Below are 11229 nucleotides of genomic sequence, written 5' to 3'. Positions count from 1 at the left end.
AAGTGTTCTTCCTTGAAATTGAGAGTGCCCAGACCGGCCTCATCGCAGGCAAGCCCGCTCCCACAGGGGAATGCATTCCAAGGTGGGAGCCGGGCTTGCCCGCGATGACGGCAGTACTGACGACGCTTATCTCTCAGTCAGCCCAAACTGCGTCAGGCAAAACGTCGGAATCCCCATGTCTGCCAAACGCTGCGAGCCACCCAGCTCTGGCAAATCAATAATCGCCGCAGCCTCAAAAATCTTTGCCCCCATGCGCCGCACCAGGTTCGCCGCCGCAATCAGGGTGCCGCCGGTGGCGATCAGGTCATCGAACATCAGCACAGAATCGCCTTCGCACAGGCTGTCGGCGTGCACTTCCAGGAAGGCTTCGCCGTACTCGGTCTGGTAACCCTCGGCCAGCACGTCCGCCGGCAGCTTGCCTTGCTTGCGAAACAGGATCAGCGGCTTGTTGAGCTGGTAGGCGATGATCGAGCCGATCAGGAAGCCACGGGCATCCATCGCACCGATATGGGTGAAGTCGGCTTCGACATAGCGTTGGGCAAAGCTGTCGGCTACCAGGCGCAAGGCGCGGGGCGATTGGAACAGCGGCGTGATGTCACGGAAGATCACCCCAGGCTTGGGGAAGTCGATGACGGGGCGAATCAGGGATTTGATGTCGAACGAATCAAAGGTCATCGTCGAGGAGTCCAGAGCGGAAAACGGACCCGAAGTATACCTGCGGCCTCGCCGATTGGCGCGGCCGCAGTCTGGGTCAGACCTCCAGAGAACCGCCAGCCAATGCACACAGCTGGATCGGGTCGAGGATATGCACCTCTTTACCTTCTGCGGCAATCAACTGGTTCTGCTGGAAGCGGGTAAACACGCGGGACACGGTCTCCACTGCCAGGCCCAGGTAATTGCCGATCTCATTGCGCGACATGCTCAGGCGGAACTGGTTGGCCGAGAACCCACGGGCACGGAAGCGCGCCGACAGGTTGACCAGGAACGTGGCGATGCGCTCGTCGGCGGTTTTCTTCGACAGCAGCAGCATCATTTGCTGGTCGTCACGAATCTCGCGGCTCATCACGCGCATCAATTGGCGGCGCAATTGCGGCAGTTGCAGGGCCAATTCATCCAGGCGCTCGAAAGGAATTTCGCACACCGACGTCGTCTCCAGGGCCTGGGCCGACACCGGGTGAATCTCGGTGTCCATCCCCGACAGCCCGACCAACTCGCTGGGCAGGTGGAAACCGGTGATTTGCTCTTCGCCGCCGTCGCTGAGGCTGAAGGTCTTCAATGCGCCCGAACGTACTGCATAGACGGAATCAAACTTGTCGCCCTGGCGAAACAGAAACTCGCCTTTTTTCAGCGGGCGGCCGCGTTTGACGATGTCGTCCAGCGCATCCATGTCTTCCAGATTCAATGAAAGTGGCAGGCAGAGGGGGGCCAGGCTGCAATCCTTGCAATGGGCCTGGCTGTGAGCGCGCAGTTTGACTGGCTCGGACATTTCTTAAATCCTTGTGGGAAAACACACATAAGACGTAAGGGTAACGCACTGGGGGCCACGGAGGCCAGCCTGTACAAAAACCTGTCGCGAAGTAAAGATTTGCCCGAAACGGCCGATAGCACTGCCATCGAATACCAACGCGGTGGCTCAGACCATGTTATCCCTCAGTACACAACTGGCTTCACGTACCCAGATCCAGGCACTGCCCGAAACCAAGAAGGCTGCCGCGACCGATGCTGCTGCGGTTGCGCCGACGGATGAAGCCAAGCCTGCGGTGTCAGTGACCATTTCCGGTGCTGCGATGAAAGCGGCGGCGGCTGAGAAAACCTCAAACAGTGACATCGACGACAGTGGCTTGGCGGACAACGTCAAGAATCTGCTGAAGATGATTCGTGAGATCAAAAAGCAGATTGCCGAGAAACAGGCCGAGATGGCTGCGGTAATGGCCGACAGAAATCTCAGCCCTGAACAGGCCCGTGCCCGACTCTCCGGGCTGCAGTCAGCGTTGAGCGCACTGCAAGCCAGCTTGACTAGCGCCCAGGCGTCCCTGACCAAGGCGATGAAAGACATGAGTGCCGGTGATGCAGTCAAGGCCGCCAGCTTGGCCATGAAATAAGGGCCTTTAGATAACCCGCGAAAACCGTTGCCTGTTCTGGTGCTCCAGGTAGGCATCGAACACCATGCACACCGAGCGCACCAGCAAGCGCCCGGCCGGCAGCACGCGAATGCCCTGGACGTCGAGTTCAATCAAGCCATCGTCAGCCATGGTCTGCAATTGTGGCCATAGCTCGGCAAAGTAGCCGCGAAAATCGATGTTGTACGCCTGTTCGATCCCCTCGAATGCCAGGTTGAAATTACAGATCAGTTGCTGGATCACGTCCCGGCGCAAGCGGTCGTCGGTGGTGCAGACCAGGCCGCGGCTGGTCGCCAACTGCGCGCCCGCCAAAGCGTTCTGATACTGGTTCAGGTCGCTGCTGTTCTGGCAATACAGGTCGCCGATCTGGCTGATCGCCGACACCCCCAACCCAATGAGGTCGCAGTGCCCGTGGGTGGTGTAACCCTGGAAATTGCGCTGCAGCTTGCCTTCTTCCTGGGCCACCGCCAGTTCGTCGTCCGGCAGGGCAAAGTGGTCCATGCCGATGTAGCGGTAACCGGCCTGGGTCAGTTGTTCGATGGTGGTTTGCAGCATCAGCAGTTTTTCTGCCGGCGAGGGCAGGTCGTCGGTGTTGATCCGCCGTTGGGGCATGAAGCGTTCCGGCAGGTGCGCGTAGTTGAACACCGACAGGCGGTCAGGCTGCAAGCGGATGACTTCTTCCACGGTGCGCGCAAAGTTCAACGGCGACTGCTTGGGCAGGCCGTAGATCAGGTCGATATTGATCGAGCGAAATTGCAAGGTGCGCGCTGCATCGATCACGGCGCGGGTTTCTTCCAGGCTTTGCAGGCGATTGACCGCCCGTTGCACCTCGGGGTCGAGGTCTTGCAGCCCAATGCTCACGCGGTTGAAGCCCAGTTCGCGCAGCAGGCCCATGGTGGCCCAGTCGGCTTCGCGCGGGTCGATTTCGATGCCGTAGTCGCCCGAGTCGTCCTCCAGCAAATTGAAATGCTGGCGCAGGCATTTCATCACCTGGCGCAGTTCATCGTGGCTGAGAAAGGTTGGCGTACCGCCGCCGAAATGCAGTTGCTCCACGGGCTGCTGCGGGTCGAGGTGGCAGGCCACCAATTGGATTTCCTGCTCCATGCGCTGCAGGTAGGCCTGGGCGCGGCCACGGTCCTTGGTGATCACCTTGTTGCAGGCGCAGTAGTAGCAAATGTTGGCGCAGAACGGCACATGCACATACAGCGACAGTGGCCGCACGGCCTTGCGGCTGTCACGCAGGGCGTGGAGCAGGTCGAAGGTGCCGACCTGGCTGTCAAATTGTACGGCGGTGGGGTAGGACGTGTAGCGCGGCCCCGCCAAGTCGTAGCGGTGAATCAGATCTGTGTCCCAACGAATGGCGTCGAGCATGCGGGCGGTCCCCCGGATTGGCTAGTGGGCCGAGTCTAGGGGCAGGGCGGTGCAGGCATCTTGATTTGCATCAACGGGGAGCGGCGCTATGCCACAGGGCCTGTTAATGCCCCATGAGCCAGTGCTGGTGGGGGCCAGGCAAGGTCCAGAGACCGAAGATCATCACCAGCACGCCACCGGCCACACGCACGCTGCGCTTGCGCAATAACGCCGTCACCCGTTCGGCGGCCAGCCCGGTGGCCAGCAGCACCGGCCAGGTGCCCAGCCCGAACGCCAGCATCAGCAAGGCGCTGTCCAGTGCATTGCCCTGGCTCGCCGCCCATAGCAGGGTGCTGTAGACGAGCCCGCACGGCAACCAGCCCCACAGCGCGCCCAGCAGCAAGGCTCGCGGCAGGCTGGACACCGGCAGCAAACGGTTGGCCACCGGCTGCAGATGCCGCCACAGGCCGCGTCCCAGGCTTTCGATACGGGTGAGGCCGCTCCACCAGCCGGCCAGGTACAGGCCCATACAGATCAGCAGCAGCCCGGCAAGCACTCGCATGAACATCGCCGCCGGGCTGTTGGCCACTGCCCAGCCGGCCAGGCCGATCAGTAAGCCGGCGGTTGCATAGCTGAGGATGCGCCCCAGGTTATACGCCAGCAGCAGGCGAAAACGGCGGCTGCGTTGTTCCTTGGGGATCGCCAGGGTCAGCGCGCCCATCAGTCCGCCGCACATGCCCAGGCAATGGCCGCCGCCGAGCAGGCCGAGGATCAGCGCCGAGACCAGCAAGGGCGCCAGCTCAAGCATGAGGGGGCTCTTTGGGCGGCTGCTCGGGGCTGTTGGCTTCGTCGATGGCGGCTAGGTGGTTCGGGTCCTGGTCGTCGAACAGCACGCTGTGGGCCGGGCCATCGAGGTCTTCGTATTGGCCGCTGTCCACGGCCCAGAAGAAGATGTAGATGGCCACACCCACTAATAGCAGTGCCGCCGGAATCATCACGTAGAGAGCTGGCATCTGTACTCCATGCCCGCGCGGCTCAGGCCGGCAGCGGGCGGGTTAGTGGGGCGGTGCCCGGGGCTTGCGCGCTCGGCAGGCGAGTCAGGCGCAACGCGTTGAGCACCACGGTCAACGAACTGATGGACATGCCGATCGCCGCCCAGATGGGCGTGATCCAACCCAGGGCGGCAAACGGCAGCATAAGCCCATTGTACAACCCGGCCCACAACAGGTTCTCGATGATCACCCGGCGAGTGCGCCGCGCCAGGCTGAAGGCCTGCACCAGCGCATCCAGGCGGTTGGACAACAGCACCGCATCGGCGCTGGTTTTCGCAAGGTCGGTGGCCGAGCGCATCGCCACACTGATATCGGCAGCGGCCAGCACTGGCACATCATTGACCCCATCGCCGAGCATCAACACTTTGCGACCTTCTTTGTGCAGGTTTTGCAGTACCTGCAGCTTGTCGTCAGGGCGCAGGCTGCCGTGGGCTTCGTCGATACCCAGCTCAGAAGCGACACTGGCCACCATCGGCGAACTGTCCCCCGAGAGTAGCAGCGTGCGCCAGCCCCGCGCCTTGCATGCGGCGAGCAAGGCGGGTGCGTCGCTGCGCAGGCGGTCATCCAGTACGAACCAGGCCAGGGCACCGCTGTGGTCGCCCAGCAGCAGCCATTGCCCGGCCTCGTCCGGCGAGGCGGGAATCGCGCAGCCACTGAGTTCACAGACAAAACCCGGCTGGCCGATGCGCAACAGACGTTCTCCCACACGACCTTCCAGGCCCAGGCCTGGAGTGCTCAGCACTTCATCAGCGGCCAGCGGCGCACGGCCGAAGGCACGGGCAATCGGGTGTTCGGAACGGTTCTCCAGGGCGGCGGCAAGGCCCAGGCATTGGTCGCTGTCCAGCGCACTCAAGGGCCGAATGGCGCGCAACGCCAGGCGCCCTTCGGTGAGGGTGCCGGTCTTGTCGAAAATCACCGTATCAATCTGGTTCAGGCCCTCGAGCACATGGCCGCGGGTCAGCAGCAACCCGAGACTGTGCAAGGTGCCGGTGGCGGCGGTGAGCGCGGTGGGCGTGGCCAGGGACAGGGCGCACGGACAGGTCGCCACCAGCATCGCCAGCACAATCCAGAACGCTCGGGATGGGTCCAGCTCCCACCACAGCAGGCCGATCAGCGCGGCGGCGATCAGTGAGCACAACAAGAACCACTGCGCAGCGCGGTCGGCGATCTGTGCCAGGCGCGGCTTCTCGGCCTGGGCGCGCTCCAGCAGGCGCACGATGGCGGACAAGCGCGTGTCATGCCCCAGGGCGCGCACTTGGACGGTGAGCGCGCCTTCGACATTCAGCGTGCCGGCCGTGACGCTGTCACCCGTACGCCGAGGTTGCGGCAGGTACTCGCCGGTCAGCAGGGATTCATCGATGCTGGATTGGCCGTCGAGAATTACGCCATCCGCCGGCAGCACCGCACCGGGATGCACCAGCACACGATCACCCAGCGCCAATTCGCTGAGCAGGATGCGTTCGCTCTGTCCATCATCCTTGAGGCGCAAGCAGGAGGCGGGCAACAGGTTGACCAGTTGGGCAGTGGCTGCCGCGGTGCGTTCCCGGGCGCGGCGCTCAAGGTAGCGCCCGGCCAGCAGGAACAGGGCAAACATGCCCACGGCATCGAAATACAATTCGCCTACGCCAGTGATCGCGGTCCAGATGCCGGCCAGGTACGCGCCGCCAATCGCCACGGACACCGACACGTCCATGGTCAGGTGCCGTGTGCGCAAGTCACGCAGGGCGCCTTTGAAGAAGGGCGCGCAGCTGTAGAACACGATGGGCGTGGTCAGAAACATCGCCACCCAGCGCAGGATGACGTGCAATTCCGGGCTCAGGTCGATATTGAATTCCGGCCAGGTGGCCATGGTTGCCATCATGGCCTGGAACCACAGCAAACCAGCGACCCCCAGTTGTCGCAGGGCCAGGCGGTTTTCGCTGGCTAATTGTTCGGCGGCGCGGTCGGCCTGGTAAGGGTGGGCGGCGTAACCGATATGGCGCAGCTCGCTGAGCAGTTGGCTCAACGGCAATTGCCCATCGGCCCAGCGCACGTGCAGGCGGTGGTTGGACAGGTTCAATCGCGCTTCGGCCACGGCAGGCAGGCTGCGCAGGTGTTTCTCGATCAACCAGCCGCAGGCGGCGCAACTGATGCCTTCCATCAGCAGGGTGGTTTCGGCCAGGTCGCCTTGATGGCGCACAAAAGGTTTTTGCACATCGGCGCGGTCGTACAGCGTCAGTTCGTCCACCAATTGCACGGGCAGCGCCTCGGGGTTGGCCGAGGCTTCGCTGCGGTGTTGGTAATAGCTTTCCAGCCCGCCGGCCACTATCGCCTCGGCCACGGCCTGGCAGCCCGGGCAGCAGAGTTCGCGGCGTTCGCCGAGGATCTGGGCGGTGAACCGGCTGCCGGAGGGGACGGGTAGGGCGCAGTGGTAGCAGGGGGTGGGTTGGGTCATTGCTCAGTTCCGCAGATCGTTCCCACGCTTTGCGTGGGAATGTTGCCCGTGACGCTCTGCGTCACAAAGCGGACGCAGAGCGTCCAGCAAGGCGTTACCACGCAGAGCGTGGGAACGATCATCGTCTACTTCTTCAGGTCTTCAGCGCCCTGCAACGGTTCGTCACCCAGCAGCAAGTCCTTGTCGTGGCTGACCTCTTCTTCTTCGAACAGGCGCCAGGTGTTGCCGCCCTCCACGCCAAGCAGTTCCACGAAACGGCGACCTTCGACCTTGTCGGTGACCTGGCCGATGTAGCGGCCTTGCTCACTGTCGCTGCGGGTGAGGTTGATCTTGCGATCCTTCTCTGGCTGGGTCGGGGAGATAAGGTTCAGCTCCAGGGTTTTCGGATTGCTGTAGCCAGTCAGTTGCAGCTCGACCTCGCCGGTCAGTTCGTCCAGGTGCAGCTTGCCGCGCAGTTGCAGGGTCTGGGCCAGGCGTTCGCGGTCCAGGGAACGGTTGATGCCTTTGCCGGCCTCGTAGTAGTTGTCGTTGACCAGGTTGTCCGGGTTATTCACCGCGATGGTCACCATGGACAAGGTCAGGGTCACCGAGCAGGCCAGGATCGCGATGATGATCCAGGGCCAGAGGTGCTTGTACCAAGGGCTGGCGGCAGTAGTTGCGGGCATGGGTATGTTCCCTGTTAACGGACTTGTGGGCCGATGAATCGGCTCTTGGCTTCAATATGAACGCTGGTGTCATCGGCGTCTTCGAGGATGAAGGTCACCTCGTTGGTGCTCGACGGCAACTGCTCCGGCGCACTCGACAACTCCACTGGCATGCTGACGATATCGCCGGCGGCCACTTTGATTTCGCGCCGGCCTTGCAGCTTGAGGTCGGGCAGCCCAGCGGCGTCGAGCACGTAGGTGTGGTCGCGCTGGTCTTTGTTCATGATCTTCAGGCTGTAGACGTTTTCGATGCGCCCTTCGGCGTTCTCGCGGTACAGCACGCGGTCCTTGCTGACGTCGAAACCCACCAGCGAGCGCATGAAGAAGGCCGCCACCAACAGGCTGATCATCGCCAGCAACACCAGGGCGTAACCGATCAGGCGCGGGCGCAGCTTATGGGTTTTCTGCCCCGACAGGTTGTGTTCGGTGGTGTAGCTGATCAGGCCGCGTGGGTACTCCATCTTGTCCATGATGTTATCGCAGGCATCGATACAGGCGGCGCAGCCGATGCATTCGATTTGCAGCCCGTCGCGGATATCGATACCGGTAGGGCACACCTGCACGCACATCGTGCAGTCGATGCAGTCGCCCAGGCCTTGGGCCTTGTAGTCGGTACCCTTTTTACGTGGCCCACGCACTTCGCCACGGCGCGGGTCATAGGACACGATCAAGGTGTCCTTGTCGAACATCACACTCTGGAAGCGCGCATAGGGGCACATGTAGATGCACACCTGCTCACGCAGCCAGCCGGCGTTGCCGTAGGTGGCGAGAGTGAAGAAACCCACCCAGAAATATGACCAGCCATCGGCCTGGCCGGTGAAGAAATCGAATACCAGTTCGCGGATCGGTGAAAAGTAGCCGACGAAGGTGATGCCGGTGGCAAAGCCGATCAGCAGCCACAGGCTGTGCTTGCTGAACTTGCGCAGGAACTTGTTGGCGCTCATCGGCGCCTTGTCGAGCTTGATGCGCTGGTTGCGGTCGCCTTCGGTGACCTTTTCGCACCACATGAAGATCCATGTCCATACGCTTTGCGGGCAGGTATAGCCGCACCACACGCGCCCGGCGTACACGGTGATAAAGAACAGGCCAAATGCCGCCACAATGAGAATGCCCGAGAGCAGGATGAAATCCTGGGGCCAGAACGTTGCACCGAAAATAAAGAACTTACGCTCCGGCAGGTTCCACCACACCGCCTGGTGACCGCCCCAGTTCAGCCACACGGTGCCGAAGTAGAGCAGGAACAGAGCGGCACCGCCGACCATGCGCAGGTTGCGGAACAAGCCAGTGAAGGCGCGGGTGTAAATCTTCTCTCTCGAAGCGTAGAGGTCGACGGTCTTGGCAGGCGGGGTAACGTTATGTACCGGTATCTGGTCGCTCATCATTGCATCCCACGGCGGTGGAGATTTGCCTCGGCCAGTACGTGCCAACCGGGGTCAAATTAAGGGTGTTGCAGTGGCCTAATGATACGCCCCCGAGGGTGTGCAAAGGGTGCGACCTTTGGTCGCGTTGGGGGAAATCAATTGATGGTGTACGTGATCTGGATCAATTGACTTGGCAAGTATGGACGGTTTTTGCCAGTAAGCCGGTCATTCGTCCCATGGATTGAGCAGTGGCACGCCACTCGATTTGAAGTCGCTGACGTTGCGCGTGACTACGGTGAGTCCGTGAACCAGCGCGGTTGCGGCAATCAATGCATCGCTTTCGTTGGCTTGGTCGGGTACATGCAAGTGCGCGCAACGCAACGCGACTGCTGCATCGACGGGCAGGATTCTGGCATCGAAGGCGGGCATTACATGACGCTTGAGCCAGGTTCTCAACACCTTCCCCTGAACCGGGTCTCGCCGTTCAATTCGCAGGACTCCGGTTTCCAGTTCCTTCAGCGTGATCGCCGAAATAAACATGCGCGGCGCTACTACGCTTTTTGCCCAAGCCACGACATTTGCATCAGCCTGAGGTTTACGCAGTTCAGAGATCACATTTGTGTCGAGTAGATACATCAAGAAAAGTCCACGGGTCGATGAATGATCACGGCACGTTCGGTTTCGAAGTCGATATCGGCCGCTTCCGGCATCACCAACAGGTCGACAATGTCGGCGTTCAGACCTGTCAGCTTCTGGTACTCCTCAATGCTTAGCAGTACATGGGCAGGCTTGCCGCGATCAGTGATAAAAACCGGCCCTTTGCGGGCGGCTTTTTTGGCACCACTTGTGTCTTGATTGAATTCGCGGCTGGAAATGGTCGTGATGGTCATGGGGTAGGCCCCCTTCGCTGGACTTAATGTAGTTACGTTACTACTTGGCGAGTGCGCGCGGCAAGGTTGAGGTTACGAACGGTAGAGTTGGCTTTGCAAGGTTCGGCGCCAGAACAAAAAAGCCCCGCTGCGCGGGGCTCCATTGTTTCAGAGGTCTTACTGCTCCTCAGCCTTCTTATCCCCATGAGACAAGCTATATACATACGCCGCAAGCAGGTGCACCTTGTCATTCCCTTGCAACTGCTCCTGCGCCGGCATCTGGCCCTGGCGGCCATAACGGATGGTCTGTTGCAGTTGCGCAAAGCTTGAACCGTAGATGAACGCACCCGGATGCGTCAGGTCGGGGGCGCCCATCGCTGGCGTGCCTTTACCCGCCGGGCCGTGGCAGGCCACGCAGTTGGCGGCGAAGAGTTTCTCGCCGTTGGCCACGTCGGCCTTGGCGCCTTCCGGCAGTTTGCGGCCGTCGAGGTTGGTCACTACAAAGGCTGCTACGTCGGCTACGCCCTGCTCGCCGATGACTTCAGCCCAGCCTGGCATCACCGCGTGCCGGCCCTTCATGATGGTTTCCTTGATGGTGTTGGGTTCGCCGCCCCAGCGCCAGTCGGCGTCGGTCAGGTTGGGGAAACCGTAGGCGCCCTTGGCGTCGGAGCCGTGGCACACCGAGCAGTTGGAGGCGAACAGGCGGCCGCCCATCTTCAAGGCTTGTGGGTCCTTGGCGACTTCTTCAATCGGCATCGACGCGAACTTGGCGAAGATCGGCCCGAACTTGGCTTCCGACCTGGCCATTTCCTTTTCCCATTCGTGCACGCCGGTCCAGCCGGTCTGGCCGTTGGCGAAGGGGGTTTGCTTGTCGTTGTCGAGGTAGTTGTAGCCTGGCAGCAGGCCCTTCCAGTTGCCCAGGCCAGGGTAGAGCACCAGGTAACCAAGGGCGAAGACGATTGTGCCGACAAACAGCATGAACCACCACTTGGGCAGCGGGTTGTCGTACTCCTCGATGCCGTCGAACGAGTGGCCGACGGTCTCGTCCGTCTGCTCGGTGCGCTGGCCCTTGCGGGTCGACAGCAGCAGCCAGGTCAGGGCGAAGATGGTACCCAGACTGAGGACTGTGACGTACAGACTCCAGAACGTAGTCATTCTTTGTTACTCCTAGAAGCTTGCTCGACGTGCTTGATGGCTTCGGGGTCATCTGCGAAGGGCAGCATGGTCGCGTCGTCAAACTCCGACTTGCGCCGTGGGCTGAACACCCACAACGCCAGGCCGATAAAGGCCACCATCACCACAACGGTGCCCAGGCCACGAATCATCCCGATATCCATGA

At 61.5% G+C, this 11229-nt stretch carries 13 protein-coding genes; 1 reads left to right on the top strand and 12 read right to left on the bottom strand.

Annotation, left to right across the window (positions count from 1 at the left end):
• Positions 1 to 126 precede the first annotated feature (126 nt).
• Both E1K68_RS20145 and fnr read right to left on the bottom strand, forming a co-directional pair.
• Positions 127 to 675, bottom strand: a complete 549-nt coding sequence (locus E1K68_RS20145) for an adenine phosphoribosyltransferase (protein ID WP_003193191.1) — start codon at positions 673 to 675, stop codon at positions 127 to 129.
• Between the two features lie 76 nt (positions 676 to 751).
• Complete coding sequence (gene fnr / locus E1K68_RS20140) at positions 752 to 1486, bottom strand: fumarate/nitrate reduction transcriptional regulator Fnr (protein ID WP_005790290.1); 735 nt, start codon at positions 1484 to 1486, stop codon at positions 752 to 754.
• Between the two features lie 154 nt (positions 1487 to 1640).
• On the opposite strand from fnr, the gene E1K68_RS20135 reads away from it, so the two are divergent.
• Entirely contained in the window at positions 1641 to 2102 is a 462-nt protein-coding gene (locus tag E1K68_RS20135) for a hypothetical protein (RefSeq protein ID WP_003193188.1), read from the top strand.
• A 6-nt stretch (positions 2103 to 2108) separates the two neighbouring features.
• On the opposite strand, the gene hemN is transcribed toward E1K68_RS20135, so the two are convergent.
• The 10 genes from hemN to E1K68_RS20085 all read right to left on the bottom strand — a co-directional run bounded on the left by hemN (position 2109) and on the right by E1K68_RS20085 (position 11227).
• Positions 2109 to 3491, bottom strand: coding sequence for an oxygen-independent coproporphyrinogen III oxidase (hemN, locus tag E1K68_RS20130; protein WP_212614581.1), 1383 nt, complete (start codon positions 3489 to 3491; stop codon positions 2109 to 2111).
• A 103-nt stretch (positions 3492 to 3594) separates the two neighbouring features.
• Positions 3595 to 4278 carry a sulfite exporter TauE/SafE family protein gene (locus E1K68_RS20125; protein ID WP_032895833.1) on the bottom strand — a complete coding sequence of 228 codons (684 nt, stop codon included), beginning with the start codon at positions 4276 to 4278 and terminating at the stop codon, positions 3595 to 3597.
• A complete protein-coding gene (gene ccoS / locus E1K68_RS20120; RefSeq protein ID WP_003193184.1) occupies positions 4271 to 4483 on the bottom strand; it encodes a cbb3-type cytochrome oxidase assembly protein CcoS in 213 nt (70 codons plus the stop codon). The genes E1K68_RS20125 and ccoS overlap by 8 nt, the downstream gene beginning before the upstream one ends.
• Positions 4484 to 4505: 22 nt before the next feature.
• Positions 4506 to 6956, bottom strand: a complete 2451-nt coding sequence (locus tag E1K68_RS20115; RefSeq protein ID WP_212614580.1) for a heavy metal translocating P-type ATPase — start codon at positions 6954 to 6956, stop codon at positions 4506 to 4508.
• A gap of 125 nt (positions 6957 to 7081) precedes the next feature.
• A complete protein-coding gene (locus E1K68_RS20110; RefSeq protein ID WP_003193179.1) occupies positions 7082 to 7621 on the bottom strand; it encodes a FixH family protein in 540 nt (179 codons plus the stop codon).
• Positions 7622 to 7635: 14 nt separating this feature from the next.
• Complete coding sequence (ccoG, locus tag E1K68_RS20105) at positions 7636 to 9039, bottom strand: cytochrome c oxidase accessory protein CcoG (RefSeq protein ID WP_032900812.1); 1404 nt, start codon at positions 9037 to 9039, stop codon at positions 7636 to 7638.
• Positions 9040 to 9246: 207 nt separating this feature from the next.
• A complete protein-coding gene (locus E1K68_RS20100) occupies positions 9247 to 9657 on the bottom strand; it encodes a type II toxin-antitoxin system VapC family toxin (protein WP_034136160.1) in 411 nt (136 codons plus the stop codon).
• Positions 9657 to 9911, bottom strand: a complete 255-nt coding sequence (locus E1K68_RS20095) for a type II toxin-antitoxin system Phd/YefM family antitoxin (protein ID WP_003193175.1) — start codon at positions 9909 to 9911, stop codon at positions 9657 to 9659. Before E1K68_RS20095 ends, E1K68_RS20100 begins: the two co-directional genes overlap by 1 nt.
• A 156-nt stretch (positions 9912 to 10067) precedes the next feature.
• On the bottom strand, positions 10068 to 11045 hold the full coding sequence (gene ccoP, locus E1K68_RS20090) for a cytochrome-c oxidase, cbb3-type subunit III (protein WP_003193173.1): 978 nt from the start codon (positions 11043 to 11045) through the stop codon (positions 10068 to 10070).
• Positions 11042 to 11227: a CcoQ/FixQ family Cbb3-type cytochrome c oxidase assembly chaperone gene (locus E1K68_RS20085; RefSeq protein ID WP_003193169.1), complete on the bottom strand. Its 186-nt coding sequence runs from the start codon at positions 11225 to 11227 to the stop codon at positions 11042 to 11044. Before E1K68_RS20085 ends, ccoP begins: the two co-directional genes overlap by 4 nt.
• Between the last annotated feature and the right edge of the window lie 2 nt (positions 11228 to 11229).

The sequence above is a fragment of the Pseudomonas sp. B2021 genome, assembly GCF_018135665.1.
GTDB classification, from domain to species: Bacteria; Pseudomonadota; Gammaproteobacteria; order Pseudomonadales; family Pseudomonadaceae; genus Aquipseudomonas; species Aquipseudomonas lactis.
This window is presented reverse-complemented; position numbering and strand designations above follow the sequence as displayed.

Bases quoted from the DNA above. Each gene is read 5' to 3' on its own strand.
- E1K68_RS20145 (WP_003193191.1), bottom strand. From the start codon at position 675: ATGACCTTTGATTCGTTCGACATCAAATCCCTGATTCGCCCCGTCATC.
- fnr (WP_005790290.1), bottom strand. From the start codon at position 1,486: ATGTCCGAGCCAGTCAAACTGCGCGCTCACAGCCAGGCCCATTGCAAG.
- E1K68_RS20135 (WP_003193188.1), top strand. From the start codon at position 1,641: ATGTTATCCCTCAGTACACAACTGGCTTCACGTACCCAGATCCAGGCA.
- hemN (WP_212614581.1), bottom strand. From the start codon at position 3,491: ATGCTCGACGCCATTCGTTGGGACACAGATCTGATTCACCGCTACGAC.
- E1K68_RS20125 (WP_032895833.1), bottom strand. From the start codon at position 4,278: ATGCTTGAGCTGGCGCCCTTGCTGGTCTCGGCGCTGATCCTCGGCCTG.
- ccoS (WP_003193184.1), bottom strand. From the start codon at position 4,483: ATGCCAGCTCTCTACGTGATGATTCCGGCGGCACTGCTATTAGTGGGT.
- E1K68_RS20115 (WP_212614580.1), bottom strand. From the start codon at position 6,956: ATGACCCAACCCACCCCCTGCTACCACTGCGCCCTACCCGTCCCCTCC.
- E1K68_RS20110 (WP_003193179.1), bottom strand. From the start codon at position 7,621: ATGCCCGCAACTACTGCCGCCAGCCCTTGGTACAAGCACCTCTGGCCC.
- ccoG (WP_032900812.1), bottom strand. From the start codon at position 9,039: ATGAGCGACCAGATACCGGTACATAACGTTACCCCGCCTGCCAAGACC.
- E1K68_RS20100 (WP_034136160.1), bottom strand. From the start codon at position 9,657: ATGTATCTACTCGACACAAATGTGATCTCTGAACTGCGTAAACCTCAG.
- E1K68_RS20095 (WP_003193175.1), bottom strand. From the start codon at position 9,911: ATGACCATCACGACCATTTCCAGCCGCGAATTCAATCAAGACACAAGT.
- ccoP (WP_003193173.1), bottom strand. From the start codon at position 11,045: ATGACTACGTTCTGGAGTCTGTACGTCACAGTCCTCAGTCTGGGTACC.
- E1K68_RS20085 (WP_003193169.1), bottom strand. From the start codon at position 11,227: ATGGATATCGGGATGATTCGTGGCCTGGGCACCGTTGTGGTGATGGTG.